This window comes from Methylophaga sp. OBS1, from assembly GCF_026319365.1.
This window is the reverse complement of the sequence record NZ_JAPDMS010000001.1, coordinates 918,291-935,555: the sequence shown is the minus strand read 5'-3', so window position 1 is coordinate 935,555 and position 17,265 is coordinate 918,291. Positions and strand designations below refer to the sequence as shown.

17 protein-coding genes and 1 tRNA gene are annotated in these 17,265 nt (G+C 50.3%); all 18 read right to left on the bottom strand.

All coding sequences use genetic code 11. The features are described from left to right. On the bottom strand, window positions 1–1,008 hold the full coding sequence (gene mltG, locus OMQ46_RS04530; RefSeq protein ID WP_266235466.1) for an endolytic transglycosylase MltG: 1,008 nt from the start codon (window positions 1,006–1,008) through the stop codon (window positions 1–3). Between the two features lies 1 nt (window position 1,009). Then, entirely contained in the window at window positions 1,010–1,828 is an 819-nt protein-coding gene (gene pabC / locus OMQ46_RS04525; protein ID WP_266235468.1) for an aminodeoxychorismate lyase, read from the bottom strand. A gap of 17 nt (window positions 1,829–1,845) precedes the next feature. Beyond that, window positions 1,846–3,087, bottom strand: coding sequence for a beta-ketoacyl-ACP synthase II (gene fabF, locus OMQ46_RS04520; RefSeq protein ID WP_266235874.1), 1,242 nt, complete (start codon window positions 3,085–3,087; stop codon window positions 1,846–1,848). A 208-nt stretch (window positions 3,088–3,295) separates the two neighbouring features. Further along, window positions 3,296–3,532: an acyl carrier protein gene (acpP, locus tag OMQ46_RS04515; RefSeq protein ID WP_266235472.1), complete on the bottom strand. Its 237-nt coding sequence runs from the start codon at window positions 3,530–3,532 to the stop codon at window positions 3,296–3,298. Window positions 3,533–3,673: 141 nt separating this feature from the next. After that, window positions 3,674–4,417, bottom strand: a complete 744-nt coding sequence (gene fabG, locus OMQ46_RS04510) for a 3-oxoacyl-ACP reductase FabG (protein WP_266235473.1) — start codon at window positions 4,415–4,417, stop codon at window positions 3,674–3,676. Beyond that, window positions 4,417–5,355, bottom strand: a complete 939-nt coding sequence (gene fabD / locus OMQ46_RS04505; protein ID WP_323135139.1) for an ACP S-malonyltransferase — start codon at window positions 5,353–5,355, stop codon at window positions 4,417–4,419. The genes fabG and fabD overlap by 1 nt, the downstream gene beginning before the upstream one ends. An 18-nt stretch (window positions 5,356–5,373) precedes the next feature. Continuing rightward, window positions 5,374–6,336: a beta-ketoacyl-ACP synthase III gene (locus tag OMQ46_RS04500; RefSeq protein WP_323135140.1), complete on the bottom strand. Its 963-nt coding sequence runs from the start codon at window positions 6,334–6,336 to the stop codon at window positions 5,374–5,376. Continuing rightward, window positions 6,333–7,352: a phosphate acyltransferase PlsX gene (plsX, locus tag OMQ46_RS04495; protein ID WP_266235476.1), complete on the bottom strand. Its 1,020-nt coding sequence runs from the start codon at window positions 7,350–7,352 to the stop codon at window positions 6,333–6,335. Before plsX ends, OMQ46_RS04500 begins: the two co-directional genes overlap by 4 nt. Before the next feature lie 14 nt (window positions 7,353–7,366). After that, window positions 7,367–7,546, bottom strand: a complete 180-nt coding sequence (gene rpmF, locus OMQ46_RS04490) for a 50S ribosomal protein L32 (RefSeq protein WP_266235478.1) — start codon at window positions 7,544–7,546, stop codon at window positions 7,367–7,369. A 33-nt stretch (window positions 7,547–7,579) separates the two neighbouring features. Beyond that, window positions 7,580–8,104 (bottom strand): YceD family protein, encoded by a 525-nt coding sequence (locus OMQ46_RS04485; protein ID WP_266235480.1) that lies wholly within the window; start codon window positions 8,102–8,104, stop codon window positions 7,580–7,582. Between the two features lie 67 nt (window positions 8,105–8,171). Continuing rightward, window positions 8,172–9,680 carry an amidophosphoribosyltransferase gene (purF, locus tag OMQ46_RS04480; protein WP_266235481.1) on the bottom strand — a complete coding sequence of 503 codons (1,509 nt, stop codon included), beginning with the start codon at window positions 9,678–9,680 and terminating at the stop codon, window positions 8,172–8,174. 18 nt (window positions 9,681–9,698) lie between these two features. After that, entirely contained in the window at window positions 9,699–10,190 is a 492-nt protein-coding gene (locus OMQ46_RS04475) for a CvpA family protein (RefSeq protein WP_266235483.1), read from the bottom strand. Between the two features lie 107 nt (window positions 10,191–10,297). Next, the gene (locus tag OMQ46_RS04470) at window positions 10,298–10,957 is read right to left on the bottom strand and encodes an SPOR domain-containing protein (RefSeq protein ID WP_266235485.1); all 660 of its coding nucleotides are present in this window, start codon (window positions 10,955–10,957) and stop codon (window positions 10,298–10,300) included. Window positions 10,958–10,975: 18 nt separating this feature from the next. Next, complete coding sequence (lon, locus tag OMQ46_RS04465; RefSeq protein ID WP_323135144.1) at window positions 10,976–13,372, bottom strand: endopeptidase La; 2,397 nt, start codon at window positions 13,370–13,372, stop codon at window positions 10,976–10,978. Between the two features lie 369 nt (window positions 13,373–13,741). Next, the gene (clpX, locus tag OMQ46_RS04460; RefSeq protein ID WP_266235488.1) at window positions 13,742–15,013 is read right to left on the bottom strand and encodes an ATP-dependent Clp protease ATP-binding subunit ClpX; all 1,272 of its coding nucleotides are present in this window, start codon (window positions 15,011–15,013) and stop codon (window positions 13,742–13,744) included. Window positions 15,014–15,058: 45 nt separating this feature from the next. After that, a complete protein-coding gene (clpP, locus tag OMQ46_RS04455; protein WP_266235490.1) occupies window positions 15,059–15,697 on the bottom strand; it encodes an ATP-dependent Clp endopeptidase proteolytic subunit ClpP in 639 nt (212 codons plus the stop codon). Window positions 15,698–15,785: 88 nt separating this feature from the next. Continuing rightward, entirely contained in the window at window positions 15,786–17,087 is a 1,302-nt protein-coding gene (gene tig / locus OMQ46_RS04450; RefSeq protein ID WP_266235492.1) for a trigger factor, read from the bottom strand. A 62-nt stretch (window positions 17,088–17,149) separates the two neighbouring features. After that, window positions 17,150–17,234 (bottom strand) — tRNA-Leu (locus OMQ46_RS04445). Between the last annotated feature and the right edge of the window lie 31 nt (window positions 17,235–17,265).

Here is a 17,265-nt window from a genome sequence, read left to right as displayed (position 1 = left end):
TTACCTGAGTTGATAGCGTCTGACTGCCTGGTTATGTTCTTTTAAGGTCGCAGAAAACTTGTGTCGACCGTCTTCACCGGTAGCAACAAAATACAAGCTGTCACCATCGGCCGGATGCAATGCAGCCTCAATCGACTCGATACTCGGGAGACAGATCGGTGATGGCGGCAGTCCACCACGCGTGTATGTGTTGTAGGGCGTGTCACTGCGTAAATCTTTTCTACGCAGATTACCATCAAACGTTTCTCCAAGGCCATAAATCACCGTCGGATCAGTTTGCAGCCGCATACCTTTCTGCAAACGGCGAACAAAAACCCCGGCAATTTGCGGTCTTTCCTCAGCAATACCGGTTTCTTTCTCGATAATTGACGCCATAATCAACGCTTCGTAGGGCGTGTCATAGGGCAGGTCTTCAGCACGGTTCTGCCAGGCCTGCTCCAAGCTCTCCTGCATTTGCTGATAGGCACGACGAAGGAAGGCGATATCAGTGGTACCTGAGGGGAAATGATAAGTTTCCGGCATGAACCAACCTTCACCATTTTTCTCCGGAGCGCGCAGTTCAGCCATAACCTTGTCCAGACTATGGGTATCCAGCGTTTTAACAATCTTCGGGTGCGCGTGCAGGCTCGTGATCATCTCCCGGGCAGTCATACCCTCGATGATGGTGAAGGCATTCATCACAACTTTGCCTGATACCAGTTTATCGAGAAACGCAGGTAGCGTAGTCTCAGCTTCTATCTGATACTCACCAGCTTTGATTTTATGCGCCTGATCAGTGAGACGGCCATAAACCTGTAAATAGATCGGTGGTAAATCCGTCAGCCCCAGTTGCTTCAAATCCTCGCTGATTTTTTTCAGGTTCGTGCCGGGTTCAACGGTGTAGCTCATATCATTATCGAGCGCCAATGGTTCATTGAGAAAACGTTGATACTGCAGTGCAAAATAAGTGCAGACAGCGGCCACGATAGCCGCAGGTAATAAAACCTTAAATAACAGGGTCTTTGTCATATTAACGTTCGGCTTGTTTCAGCTCGGCTTGAAAACGACGGGTCAGCATGCCGTAAGGCCATTTCAGATCGGTGTTCCAAAGATGTGTTATTGGCCAGATTTCAATAATGCTGTTGGTGAGAAAGACTTCATCAGCCTGTTCCAGATCATTGAGGCTCATGTTTTTTTCAGTAACAGGGATATCCAATTTTGAAGCCAACTTGATGACTTCGCCGCGCATAATTCCGGCAATGCCATTTTCTGCGATAGTTGGTGTCACTAACTGCCCGTTTTGAATCATAAACAGGTTACTCATCGTGCCTTCTACCAGCTTGTCGTTGATATCCAGCATCAGGCCTTCACGAATAGTGTGATCATCCCATTCACTGCGCGCCAGCACCTGCTCAAGACGATTGAGGTGTTTAATGCCGGCCAGTGCCGGGTTGATTCCCAGACGATGCTGGCACAGTCGGACTGTGATGCCCTGCTGGCAGCTTTCCGGATAGTCCGGCATGGGATGAGAGGAAATGATTCGAAGCGGTTCCGCTTCTTCTGGGGCCTTGTAACCGCGACCACCACTGCCGCGGGTGACCATGATTTTAATCACACTGTCTTCGGCTGTCTGGGCACAGACTGTGGCCAGTTCAACCTCAAGCTTATCCTTGTCGGCAAAATTAATCCCCAGCCGCTCACAGCCCCACATCAGGCGCTGCAGATGCGCGTTGAGAAACTCCAGCTTGCCCCGGCGAAAAGCCAGTGTTTCAAACAGACCGTCGCCATATTGCAGGCCACGGTCTGTCACAGGGATTCTGTTATCGGGTTGGCCGTTTATCAGAATCACTGAACGCTACTCTGGATTCAGTTCAGCTTTTTGAAGATAACGGTACCATTGGTGCCACCGAAACCGAATGAGTTCGACATGGCGACATTGATCGGCATTTGTCTCGCTGTATGCGGGACATAATCGAGGTCACAGGCTTCGTCAGGATTATCCAGATTGATGGTGGGAGGCGCCACCTGATCACGAATCGACAAGACACTGAAGACAGCTTCGACACCACCGGCAGCACCTAACAGATGTCCAATCATCGACTTGGTCGAGCTAACAGCGGTTTTGGATGCAGCATCACCCAGCGCCTGTTTAATAGCCATGGTTTCTGCGACGTCACCTGCCGGCGTCGAAGTACCATGCGCATTGATGTAGTCAATTTCATCTGCATTCAGTCCAGCATCTTTCATCGCATTTTTCATGCAACGGGCCGCACCTTCACCACCCTGAGACGGCATGGTCATATGATAGGCATCACTGCTCATCCCGGAGCCGATGAGTTCGGCATAAATATTCGCCCCACGTTTAACCGCATGCTCGTATTCTTCCAGAACCAGCACACCGGCACCATCACCCAGCACAAAGCCATCACGGTCTTTATCCCAGGGACGGCTGGCTGCCTGTGGGTCATCATTGCGGGTCGACAAGGCGCGAGCAGCAGCAAAGCCACCCAGACCGGTTTTAGAAGTCGCCATTTCCGCACCACCGGCGATCATCACATCGGCTTCGCCGTACTGAATCATGCGACCTGCAGCAGAAATACAGTGGGTGCCCGTCGAACAGGCAGTAACGATAGCGGTGTTGGGCCCTTTCAAACCATACATGATCGACAGGTTACCGGAGATCATGTTGATGATATTGCTGGGGACAAAGAACGGAGAAATTTTGCGTGGACCACCACTGAGATAATTGTCATAACCGGCTTCAATACCTGGCAAGCCACCAATGCCCGAGCCAATGACTACACCAATACGTTCCGCATTGTCTTCTGTGACCTCCAGACCGGCATCTTCAATGGCCTCTTTGGCGGCGGCAATGCCGTAATGGATGAAGGTATCCATTTTCTTGGCATCTTTTTTAGGAATGACGCTGGTGACGTCAAAATTTTTGACGCTGGCACCGAAATGGACACTGAAATCCGACACGTCAAACAACGTCAGTGGTGCGACACCGCGTTTACCAGCCACAATATTTTCCCAGCTTTCTTTGACTGTCAGGCCAACAGGTGTGGCGGCACCCAGACCAGTCGCCACAACATGTCTTTTAGACATCAGGATTACCCCTNAAAACCTATACTCACTCAAGATAAGATTGTCGCATTGCAATCAGTTCAAGGCACTGAAGACGGTCACAAACCGGGATTGCATAAGTCAGTGATAACGAATGCAGCAATATTATCTTGATAGAGCACTGCTATACACAACATAGCCGCCTAGCGTGCACGCACACTAGACGGCTATCTTTAAGCGGTCAGCTATATTAAGACTGGTGAGCGTTAATATATGCAACAGCTTCTTTGACTGTGGTGATTTTCTCAGCTTCTTCGTCTGGAATTTCACATTCAAATGCTTCTTCCAGCGCCATGACTAGTTCTACTGTGTCCAGAGAGTCAGCGCCCAGGTCGTCGATAAATGAAGCGTCAGCAGTGACTTCATCTGCATTCACGCCCAGCTGCTCAACAACGATTTCTCTTACGCGAGCTTCGATATCACTCATAACTAATGTTTCCTTTGGTGGTTAATACATCAAACAATGTGCAGGCATTTTATAGTGCCAGCACCATGGAGACAAGCTAAACGCCGGCAGGCGCCACTGTCTCGTCAATAAAAATCAGTGCTGTCAGACGCTTAGCGCTGATTAACTCATATACATCCCGCCGTTAACATGCAGGGTTTCACCTGTAATGTAAGCGGCACTCGGGCTGGCCAGGAAGCTGACCGCCGCCGCAATTTCTTCCGGCTCGCCCAGGCGTTTGACCGGCACCTGCTCCAGCAGCGCCGTTTTATGCGCCTCAGCTAGACCACTGGTCATATCGGTATCGATAAAACCTGGCGCGACAGTGTTGACTGTAATACCGCGGGCGCCAACCTCGCGAGCCAGCGATTTACTGAAACCAATCACACCGGCTTTCGCTGCCGCGTAGTTGGACTGGCCGGCATTGCCCATGGCACCGACTACTGAGGTGATGGTGATGATTCTGCCCCAGCGGGCTTTGGTCATCGCACGCAAGCAACGCTTGCTGAGTTTGAAGATCGGCGTCAGATTGGTGTTGATAATGTCATCCCACTCTTCATCCTTCATCCGCATCAACAGATTGTCGCGGGTAATACCGGCGTTATTCACCAGGATATCGGGCGCCCCGAACTCTGTTTCGATGGCAGCAACAATGGATTCTATAGCCTCACCATCGGTGACATTGAGAACAACACCTTTGCCGTTAATGCCGGCTTCTTTGAGGAAGCTGCTGATAGTCTCAGCACCACTATTGGAAGTTGCAGTGCCCACCACAGTGGCACCCTGCTCTCCCAAGCTCAGTGCGATTGCGCGGCCAATACCGCGGGTAGCGCCGGTTACCAGCGCAACTTTACCTTCCAGGCTCATTATCCTTCTCCCACAGCTTGTTGTAATTTTTCCAGTGTGACCGGATCAAATACCGGTAATGCATTCAGCGTCTTATCGATGCGTTTATTGAGGCCGGCAAGGACTTTACCCGGTCCGCTCTCAACCACGGTGTCGACGCTCTGATTCGCCAACCATTGGATTGTCTCCACCCAGCGTACCGGGCTGTGTAACTGCTGTGCCAGCAACGCTTTCAACTCAGAGATATCCTTTGCTGCAGTCACGCTGGCGTTATGAATCACCGGCGTAGATGGCATGCGTAGATCAATTTTGTCCAGTTCCGCAGCAAGTTGTTCAGCAGCCGGCTTCATCAGTTCACAATGCGATGGCACGCTGACCGGCAATTGCAGGGCACGTTTGGCCCCTTTCTCTGTTGCCAGTGCAATGGCCTGTTTGACGGCAGGCGAGCTGCCGGCAATCACAACCTGTCCGGGAGAGTTGAAATTGACCGCTTCAACAATGCCTTGCGCGGAAGCTTCAGCACACAATGCGCGAACCAGGTCATCATCCAGCCCCAGGATCGCTGCCATGGCACCTTCACCTGCGGGTACCGCCTGTTGCATAAACTGACCACGCTTTTCCACCAGTTTGACAGCATCGACAAAATCAATGGCATCAGCGGCAACCAGCGCAGTATATTCACCCAGGCTGTGACCGGCGAAATAGGCAGGCTTCAGGTCAGACATCGATTGCCAGACACGCCAAACTGCGACACCCGCGGTGAGCATGACAGGTTGGGTACGATCAGTCTGGTTTAACTGTTCTTCCGGACCTTCCTGAGTGAGCTTCCAAAGGTCGTAACCGAGTGCGTCTGACGCTTGCTGAAAAGTCTCTCTAACCAGGCTGTATTCAGTGGCCAGACCAGCAAGCATGCCGACTGACTGTGAACCCTGCCCAGGGAAAACGAATGCTGATTTCATCAAAAACCCTCTGAATGATCAGTATTGAATGAGTGCTGAGCCCCAGGTGAATCCGCCACCAAAAGCTTCAAATAATAAAGTTTCGCCACGCTTGATTCGACCATCACGCACTGCCACATCGAGTGCCAGAGGAATGGAAGCAGCCGAGGTATTACCGTGTTCATCGACAGTGACCACGACATGATCCATCGACATATTGAGTTTACGTGCCGTGGCGGCAATGATACGGATATTGGCCTGATGCGGAATCAACCAGTCCACATCTTTTTTATCCATGTTGTTGGCTTCCAGCGTTTCATCGACAATCGTACTCAATGTCCTGACGGCCACTTTAAAGACTTCGTTACCCTGCATATCGACATAAGCCGTGTCTTCATTGAAGTCACGTGAACCCGGACCGGTAGGCACATGCAACAACTGGTTAAAATTACCATCAGAGTGAATGTGCGTAGACAGAATGCCCGGTTCTTGTGAAGCTTGCAGCACCACAGCGCCAGCCCCATCACCAAACAGCACGCAGGTGTTACGGTCTGTCCAATCTATAATGCGGGAAAAAGCTTCGGCACCGATAACCAGTACGTTGTTGACACCGCCAGCCTTGATGAATTTATCCGCAACAGTTAAAGCGTAAACGAAGCCCGTGCAGACAGCCTGAATGTCGAAAGCAGGACAACCGCCGATCCCGAGTTTTTCCTGAAGCAGTGAAGCGGTGCTGGGGAAAATTCGGGTCGGCGTTGTGGTTGCCACGATAATGAGGTCAATATCATTCTTAGTGATATCCGCCGCTTCCAGGGCTTTCAGCGCTGCCTGGTAAGCCAGATCGGTCGTGGTTTCATCATCAGCGACGATATGGCGTTTTTTGATACCGGTGCGTTCAGTGATCCATTGATCACTGGTCTCAACCATCTTCTCAAGATCGTGGTTGGTCAGCACCTTTTCAGGCAGATAGCTACCGGTGCCGGCAATACGTGAATAGATCACAGAACCTGCCCCTCCAGCAACACATCAAGATGTTTGCTGATATTTTTAGGCACATCTTTCTTGGCTTCAACAATCGCAATATCAATCGCGTTAGCAAAGGCAAAGGCATCCGCGCCGCCGTGACTTTTAATCACAATGCCCTGAAGACCAATCAAATTGGCACCGTTAAAAGCTCGTGGATCCAGATCGCGCCGGAACTGCTTCAGCACCGGCGAAGCAATAATCGCTGCCAGTTTGGTGAGCCAGTTACGGGTGAATGCTTCACGCAGGTAATGGCGAATCATATGCGCTACACCTTCACTGGCTTTCAATGCCACGTTGCCAACGAAACCGTCACAGACCAGTACATCCACTTCACCGTGGTAAAGGCCGTCACCTTCGACGTAGCCCTGGTAGTTCAGATCAGTTTGTTCCAGCAGACGAGACGCTTCTTTGACTCGTTCGTTGCCTTTGATCTCTTCTGAACCAATATTGAGCAGACCCACAGATGGGTTTGGCTTGCCATCGACCAGTTCAGCCAGTACCGATCCCATCACAGCAAACTGCACCAGATGCGCAGCACTGGAATCAACATTCGCCCCCAGGTCCAACACATAGGTGTGACCGGTCATGGTTGGTAAAGCCGTCACGATCGCCGGACGTTCGATACCGGGCAAAGTTTTGAGGACAAAACGGGCTGTTGCCATCAGTGCGCCAGTGTTACCGGCACTGACACAGGCTGATGCCATGCCCTCTTTGACCAGATTTATAGCCACCCGCATAGAGGAATCTTTTTTACCCCGAAGTGCCTGCGAAGGCAGTTCGTTCATCTCTACCTTCTGTGAGGCATGGTGAACCTGCATTCGAGGATCATCCTGCACTTTATGCTGCTGCAGGTGGTAAGTGAGGGTGTCTTTGTCACCCACGAGGATGAAATTGACCTCGGGATGTTTTTTCAGCGCTGATAAGGCAGCGGGGATCACGACCTCAGGTCCGTGATCCCCGCCCATCGCATCAATTGAAATCGTCAGGCTCAATGTCTATCCAGGCCTTATTCGCTCTTATCTGCAACAACTTTACGACCACGGTAGTAACCGTCAGCTGATACATGGTGACGGCGGTGCAGTTCACCAGTAGTTGCGTCGACAGACAAGGTTGAACCTTTCAACGCATCGTGTGAACGGCGCATGCCACGACGTGAAGCACTCTTTTTGTTTTGTTGAACAGCCATGTGTAAAACTCCTAAGCCTTAATTAAATTCAAATCATTTTTTTGTTTTCAGTGACGATAGCACTGAGAACGGAGAATTCGGCTTAACCGCCTCCTCCTCGCTTTCTTCGTCCCCTGAAAACAGCGCCGTTTCAGGCAAACAGTTTTCCTCGTGCTTTGGCACCAGGGGCAGTGCCAGAATCAGTTCGTCTTCAACCACCGATACCGGATCAGTCAGTTCCGAGTCTTCAACTACCCAGGGTTCGTATTGATCAGACAGCTTTTCAGCCAGCTTTTCGTGACGAACCAGACCCAACAGACTGTGAATATCCATGGGTAATGTCATTGCCTGCAAACAACGCTCACAAGTCAGTGACAAAGTCGTTTCAAAACGGCCTTCCATAAACGGTGTGCCGGTATCATCGATATCAAACCGCATCCAGATTTTGACTTTGCCATCGGTGTTTCGCAAAGACTCGGCCAGACGCGTCATTTCGGCCAGATCGACCTCGCCATTCAGCTCCCGCCCATTATGGGCAAAACGAAACGGATCAATTTCTTCAGGTAAATACTGGCGCATAATCGACGGGATTATATAAGAATTGTGACTAAACAGCAAAGCAGATCAAAGCAAGCTGCATGCCGCATTAAGCGTTATTGTGCAATTCTATAACGGCATTGCCCTTTTCTTTTGACTGCTTATTGGCATCATTACGAAGCGCATCAATGTAATACAGATAATTCGCATCAATATCACCGGTAATATAATTACCGTCAAAGCAGGACGTATCAAAGCGTTCGACGTTACTCTTCTTGTTGATGGCAGCGACGAGGTCCGGCAGGTCCTGGTAGATCAGCCAGTCCACACCAAGCTCTTTGGCAATCTCATCGACATTGCGATCATGTGCAACGAACTCATTGCAGGAAGGCATATCGATACCGTATACATTCGGGAAACGAACCGGCGGTGCGGCGGAAGCCAGGTATACTTTTTTAGCACCGGCATCACGCGCCATCTGAACGATCTGCTGGGAAGTGGTGCCACGTACTATGGAATCATCGACCAGCAACACGTTTTTGCCCCGGAACTCGAGGTCAATTGCATTCAGCTTCTGACGCACGGACTTCTTACGCATGGTCTGGCCGGGCATGATGAAGGTACGGCCGATGTAACGATTCTTGATAAAGCCTTCGCGATACACCACGCCCAGGTCATAGGAAAGCTGTAAGGCAGCGCTGCGACTGGTATCCGGTATCGGAATCACCACGTCAATATCGTGCTCGGGATAATCACGTTTGATTTTCTCTGCGAGTTTGGTGCCCATACGCATGCGACTCTTATGCACCGAGATCCCATCCATCATTGAATCCGGGCGGGCAAAATAGACGTATTCAAAGATACAGGGAGACTTGACCGGGTTCTTTGCGCACTGCTGAGAATGAAAGTTACCTTCCGTGTCGATAAATACGCATTCGCCGGGCTCGACATCACGCACCAGTTCAAAATCCAGAATATCCACGGCCACACTCTCTGAGGCCACCATGTATTCCGTGCCATTAGCTGTTTCACGTTTGCCGATAACAACCGGACGAATGCCATAGGGATCGCGGAATGCCAGTACCCCCACACCGGAGATCATCGCGACAGCAGCATAGGCACCACGACAACGACGGTGAACTTCTCTCACTGCGTTAAAGACATCATCCGGCTGGGGTTTGAGTTTGCTGCTGGTTTGCAGTTCATGTGCCAGGACATTGAGCAGTACTTCCGAATCCGAATCGGTGTTGAGATGACGGCGATCGGTCTGGAACAGTTCTTCTTTGAGGATCTTGGTATTGGTCAAGTTACCATTGTGCGCCAGTGCAATGCCGAAAGGTGAATTGACATAAAACGGCTGAGACTCAGCAGAACTGGAGCAGCCCGCGGTCGGATAACGAATATGACCAATCCCCATTCTGCCTTTGAGCCGGATCATATGACGGGTATGAAACACGTCTTTAACCAGACCATTGTCCTTACGCAGAAAAAACTTACCTTCCTGGTCACAGGTCATGATGCCAGCGGCATCCTGCCCCCGATGCTGCAACACGGTCAATCCATCATATAAGGCCTGGTTAACCTCAGAATGACCAACAATACCAATAATTCCGCACATAAATTGCCCTGTCAGGAGTTAGTTGTAGTTGATGTGTTGTGCAATCTCTGCCGGTAAAAACTCCCGGACCCAGAGTGCCAGTTTCACAAAGTGATCGATAAGCAGTGAGTTCTGCCACCAAGTATCTGCAGGCATCGGTGTCGCGCCTGCGCCTAAAACTAAAATTGTCACGATGGCGAGACCTCGAAGTAAGCCGAAGACCACGCCCAGCGAGCGATCCGTGCCGGTCAGGCCGGTTTTTTCAACCACCTGACAGATAAGATGATTAACCAGTGCGCCCAGAATCAGTGTGACCGCAAATAAAACGAAGAATGCGAGAAAGAGCCTGATTGAGGGGGTGGAAATGTAATTTGCCAACAAGGTTGATAAATGGGAGTGAAACATCAGGGCGACCCAGAATGCCAGGATCCAACTGATTAGCGAGAGCACCTCTTTCATAAACCCACGGACGATACTGATACCGGCCGAGATGGCGATGATCCCGATAATCAGGTAATCAACCCAAACCATATACACTCCGCAATACCCTGCGTTTTAAAGTGCGAATTCTAACAGATTGGCCGGCAACAACCCAGCCATTTTTACAGTTATATTGCAGAGACAACTATGACCACAAATCAAGGGTTATGTTGCAGAATCTGGGCATTGAGTTTGAGTTTATCGCTAAGTCTTTCAGCGGTTTGCTGTAGCTTGATTCGGTCGGTGACCGGTTGAAGTCTGACACGGTATATCAGTGTGCCTGCATTGGAAATCGTCTCAATCATCGGGTCGTAACCCATTTGCTTGAGTTGAGTCGATAGCGCATCGGCATTGTCTCGGACAGAGAAGCTGGCCAGCTGCAATACCCACTGTGGCTCTGCCGTGCTTGTTGCGGCAGGCCGATTGTCTTGAGTAGCTTTGACGGGTTCAGGCTTCGCTTCAACTTCCGGCTCAGGCGCCGGTGCTGGTTTTGTCTCCGCTTTTTGCTCTGGTTCCGGCGCTGGTGTCGAGCTTTGCGGTGACGTTGCTTGCGGTGCAGCAGCTGAGGCATCCTGCGAATCGGTCAAGGATGCAGGCTCAGATAACCCCTGTGGGTCAACCAGTGCTTCTTCCGTTGGCTCTATCACTTCGACATCATCCGGAATCGGTTCTATCACCGAGTCAAAGGCAATCGGCTCTTCCTGAGGCTGTTCCGGTTGGTTCTTTTCAACCGTATCCAATAAAAACCAGGCAATGACACCGATCAGGCAAACCAGTAATACCGCGCCCAATAAGCGTTGTTGCTGAATCAGTGTCATCACCTGCTCCCGGAGTTATCAGTGTCTTTTCTGAGGAGAGTTTACCTCATGATAACTGGTTTTATCACTGGCAATAACACCTTCGGCTTCACCACTGCTCTCAGTACCGTGAGGCATATGCTGTAAGGCCACTTCCAGTACTTCATTGATCCAGCGAACAGGAAGAATGGTGAGGCCCTGTTTCACGTTATCCGGAATTTCCTTCAGGTCTTTCACATTATCCTGCGGAATCAGTACCGTATCGATGCCGCCACGATGGGCTGCCAGTAGTTTTTCCTTCAGCCCCCCTATGGCAAGCACTTCTCCACGCAGGGTGATTTCACCGGTCATCGCCACATTGGATTTGACCGGTATGCCAGTAATTGCTGACACCAGTGCCGTACACATGCCAATACCGGCACTCGGACCATCTTTGGGTGTCGCGCCCTCCGGAACGTGAACGTGAAGATCGTGCGTTTGCAGAAAGTCTTCACTGATACCCCACTCGGTTGAGCGTGAACGCACGACGGTAGTGGCAGCCTGAATCGACTCCTGCATGACATCACCCAGTTTCCCGGTGTAGGCGGATTTGCCTTTACCCGGCATCACTGCGGACTCAATGGTCAGCAACTCACCGCCAACTTCAGTCCAGGCCAGACCGGTGACCTGACCAATTCGGTCATTGTCTTCAGCAACCCCGTACTGATAGTGATAAACGCCGAGGTAGTCTTCGATGTTTTTGGCGGTAACCACCAGTTTCTTCTTGCTCTTCTCCTGCAGGATCTGCTTGACGAGCTTACGGCAGATCTTGGAGATTTCACGCTCCAGGCTACGTACACCCGCTTCACGGGTGTAACGACGGATAATTTCCAGAATGGCCTCTTCCGTGATTTCCACTTCGACTTTTTTCAGACCATTCTGTTTGATGGCTTTGGGTAACAGGTACTTGACCGCGATGTTCAGTTTTTCATCTTCGGTGTAACCGGCAAGACGGATAATTTCCATCCGGTCGCGCAGTGCATCCGGGATGTTGAGGGTGTTCGCGGTGCAGACAAACATCACATCCGAGAGGTCATATTCAACTTCCAGGTAGTGATCAGCAAAGGTCGAGTTCTGCTCCGGATCCAGTACCTCGAGTAACGCAGAGGCAGGGTCACCACGGAAATCCTGTGCCATCTTGTCGATTTCATCGAGCAGGAACAGCGGGTTTTTAACCTCGGTTTTGCAGATATTCTGAATGACTTTACCCGGCATGGAACCGATATAAGTGCGACGGTGGCCACGAATTTCAGCCTCATCACGAACGCCACCCAGGGCCATACGTGTGTATTTGCGGTTTGTCGCGCGGGCAATGGATTGAGCGATCGAAGTTTTACCTACACCTGGAGGGCCAACCAGACACAGAATCGGCCCTTTCAACTTCTTGACGCGTTTCTGCACAGCGAGGTATTCGAGAATACGCTCTTTGACCTTTTCCAGACCGTAGTGATCCTCTTCCAGTACTTTCTCTGCACGATCCAGGTCCAGGGTAACCCGCGAGCGTTTTTTCCAGGGCACTTCCAGTAGTGATTCGATGTAGTTACGAACGACGGTCGCTTCAGCTGACATCGGCGACATCATGCGCAGTTTTTTGAGCTCAGACTCAGCCTTTTCAAGTGCTTCAGCAGGCATCCCTGCTTTGTTGATACGGGCTTCCAGCTCATCAGCCTCATTGGCCGTTTCATCAATTTCACCCAGCTCTTTCTGAACCGCTTTCAGTTGCTCGTTCAGGTAATATTCGCGCTGGCTTTTCTCCATTTGTTTCTTGACGCGATTCCGGATGCGTTTTTCAATTTGCTGAATATCAATTTCGCCTTCGAGAAAGGCCATCAGACGTTCAACGCGCGCTTTAACATCGCTCATTTCCAGCAGATTCTGTTTGTCCTCAAGCTTAAGGCTCATGTGCGCTGCAACCGTGTCAGCCATCCGTGAGACTTCATCGATACTGGACAGTGAGGCAATCACTTCAGGCGGGATCTTCTTGTTGAGTTTGACGTATTGTTCAAACTGTCCCATCAAGGTTCGCATTAAAACATCGGATTCACGATCGTCTGTGACGTCATCGGGGAAAGCCGCGACTTCTGCTTCCATGTATTCAGTTTTTTTACTGAAATAGGCCACTTTGGCGCGCTGGGTACCTTCAACCAGCACCTTGACTGTGCCATCAGGCAGTTTCAGTAACTGCAGGATATTAGCCAGTGTTCCCGTTTCGTAGAGACCTTCTGATTCCGGTGCATCTTCAGAAGAGTCTTTCTGAGCAAGCAGCAAAACCTGCTTGTTTTCATCGGTAGCCACTTCCAGCGCCTTGATGGATTTATCCCGTCCGACAAACAGCGGTATGACCATGTAAGGATAGACAACAACGTCACGTAGCGGCAGGACAGGCACAACCTGCATGCCGTTATCGTTGGGAGTGGTTTTTACTTCATTTTCCATTGGGGAACCTCTTAAGAGCGCTCGCGGCACTTAAATCAAACATGATTTCAATATGGGGACAGGCATCAGGATATCAAGCATTCAATTGGATTAATTACTCAAATTATATGAGTGGTGATTGGTATCTTTGGTAACAGCCAGTGAAGCTGTCGTTTCAAGCCCTTAATCCAAAAGCGTTAAATCAGCATAAGCACTTTAAATGACTGATGCGGGTGATGTGATGAAATGATAGAACATGCCCCACTCCGGCCTGACGAACAATTGAATGGAGGTCAGGCCAGATGGGTGTCAACAGCCCCTGAGGACGATGCCGCGAATGTTTACAGACGCTTATTTGTCACCAGACGCCATGTCCGCACTCTGATCTTCGTAGATCAGGATCGGTGAATTTTCGCCAGCGATCACGCTCTCATCGATAACCACTTTTGAGACATTTTCCAATGAAGGCAGGTCGAACATGGTATCGAGTAGCACATTTTCGATGATGGAACGTAAGCCACGTGCACCGGTTTTGCGTTCCATTGCCTTGCGTGCAATAGCATGGAGTGCATCATCACGGAACTCGAGTTCGGCACCTTCCATTTCGAACAGGCGACTGTACTGTTTGGTCAGGGCGTTCTTCGGTTCAGTCAGAATCTGAATCAAGGCATCCTCATCCAGTTCGTCCAGCGTCGCTACCACTGGCAGACGACCAACAAACTCTGGAATCAGACCGTATTGAATCAGGTCTTCCGGTTCGACAGAGCGAAGCGCTTCGCTGAGTGGGCGTTGATCATCTAGGCTTTTAACTTCAGCAGAGAAACCGATGCCGCCCTTATGAGTACGATTACGGATGACTTTATCCAGTCCAGCAAAGGCACCACCGCAAATAAACAGGATCTTGCTGGTATCAACCTGGAGAAATTCCTGCTGCGGATGTTTGCGGCCACCCTGGGGCGGGACAGACGCAATGGTACCTTCAATCAGTTTCAGCAGGGCCTGCTGCACACCTTCACCGCTGACATCACGGGTGATTGAGGGATTATCCGATTTGCGCGAGATCTTATCGATTTCGTCAATGTATACAATACCGGTCTCGGCTTTATCAACGTCGTAGTCGCACTTCTGCAACAGTTTCTGAATGATGTTTTCGACGTCTTCCCCGACATAACCTGCTTCAGTCAGTGTGGTGGCATCAGCCATGGTAAACGGCACATTCAGCTGGCGAGCCAGGGTTTCTGCGAGCAGCGTTTTACCGCTACCGGTGGGCCCAATCAGCAGAATATTACTTTTAGACAGTTCCACATCGTCTTCTTTGTGGCCACTGCGAAGTCGTTTGTAGTGGTTGTAGACTGCCACCGACAGGTAGCGCTTGGCTTTTTCCTGACCGATCACGTAATTGTCGAGTGCGGTATTAATCTCACGAGGCGTTGGCAGTTTGGTCTCGGCTTCATCCGCAGACATTTCCTGCATTTCTTCGCGAATAATGTCGTTGCACAGGTCGACGCACTCATCGCATACAAACACTGACGGACCCGCAATCAGTTTTTTAACTTCATGCTGACTTTTACCGCAAAAAGAGCAGTAGAGTAATTTGTCGTCGTTGTTCTTGTCGTCGCTCATAGCCTTACTACCTTACTCATCAAATCTATAATCATTATCGGCGGTTTATGCCGTTTCTGCAGGACGGTTAGTCAGTACAGAATCAATTAAACCATATTCAACCGCTCTATCGCCATTCATGAAGTTATCACGATCCGTATCGCGGCGGATTGTCTCAATATCTTGACCAGTGTGATGAGCCAAAATTCCATTCAGACGTTCACGGATACTGAGGATTTCCTTGGCATGTATATCGATATCCGAGGCCTGACCCTGGAAGCCGCCCAGCGGTTGATGCACCATGATTCTGGAATTAGGGAGGCAGTAACGTTTGCCCTGTGCACCGCCAGCCAGCAATACAGCGCCCATACTGGCCGCCTGGCCAATACAGAGTGTGCTGACGTTGGGCTTGATGAACTGCATGGTGTCGTAAATCGCCATGCCGGCTGTGACGGCGCCGCCCGGTGAGTTGATGTATAGATGAATATCTTTGTCCGGATTCTCAGATTCCAGGAACAGTAACTGGGCAACAACCAGATTGGCCATTTGATCTTCAACTGGCCCTACCAGGAAAATCACGCGCTCTTTCAGCAGGCGTGAATAGATGTCGTAAGAACGTTCACCCCGAGCTGTCTGCTCTACAACGATGGGGACCAGTGCGTTTTGAATACCTGGGAATTCTTCGTTAGAGAATTTGTTTGTCATAACCGTCCTATTTTCCGGATCCTAATAAAAAATCAGCCCGTGCCCATTCAAGATGAGCACGGGCTGCATTCATGTTAAGCGTCGTCAATTAGTTGGATACAGCGTTAACGACGTCTGAGAATGTTGATGTACTCTCTTCTACTTTAACATGGTCGAAAATCCATTCAACAACCATGTCTTCAACCACGGTCATCTGAATTTCTGACAATCTTTCCTGATTGTTCATGTAGTAGTTAACCACTTCTTCCGGGTCTTCGTAGCTGGCTGCAATGTTATCAATAGCCTGCTTGACACGTTCCTCGTCAGGCTTGATTTCATTGTCTGAGATGATCTTACCGATCAACAGGCTCAGCTTGACGCGATTTTGAGCATTGGGTTTGAAGTTTTCCAGGTCGAAAGGAATGCCTTCTACGTTAACGCCCTGATTACGAAGGTTATTTTTGGCCTGCTCCGCCAGATACTGGGCTTCACGCTCTACCGGTGCTTCTGGCAGCGCCAGTTCGTTTTTCTGCGCGATCATGTCCATAGCTCGGCGTTTGTTGAGAGTTTTGAGCGCCGAAGTCAGTTCGCGTTCCATGTTGGCACGAACTTCTTTCTTCAATGCGGCAATGCCCTCTTCCACACCACACATGGCGGCGAATTCTTTATCCAGCTTGGGCAGCTTTTTCTTGGCTACCTGTTTGACAGTAACATCAAACTTGGCAGTTTTGCCCTGCAGCTGTTCTGCACGGTAATCTTCCGGGAAAGTCAGAGTGACTTCGACTTCCTGATCCGCTTTTTTACCAATCAGTTGTTCTTCGAACTCCGGCAACATTCTGCCTTCACCCAGTTCAATCAGAACGTCTTTACCTTTACCGCCCTGGAATTCTTCACCGTCGATGGTACCAACGAAGTCGATAGTAACGCCGTCACCTTCCTTGGCTCCACGTTTCAGCGGATCCCAAGTCATGCGTTGTTCACGCAGGGTTTCGATCATTTTGTCGACGTCTTCGTCGGTGACTTCAGCAACGGTTTTTTCCAGTGTGATGTCATCCAGTTTGACATCGCTGACTTCCGGAAACACTTCGTAATTGAGGGTATAGATGAACTTCTCGCCTTCCTCGTCCATGCTGTCGATGTGCGGCGGGCCAGCCGGGTTGATGTTTTCCTGAGTAAAGGCTTCGCGCATGCTTTCCTGCACCAGTGAGTCGATGACATCGCGTCTGGCAGCAGGACCGTGAGTACGTGCCACCATATTCATGGGCACTTTACCAGGGCGGAAGCCAGCCATTTTGACATTAGGTCGGATTGACTTGAGACGCTCCTGTACTGCTTTTTCGATATTGGCATCTTCGACTGTCACCGTCATTCGGCGACCGAGTTCGCTCACATTTTCTACAGTAACTTGCATTATCTACCTCAAACATGGGGTGAAGGCATGAATGGTGTGACACCATCTGCCTCATTGTTATTTGGTACGAGAGGAGAGACTCGAACTCTCACAGGTTACCCTACTGGAACCTAAATCCAGCGCGTCTACCAATTCCGCCACTCTCGCAAAATCTGGTTATCAGGCGGTGTAGTCCGCC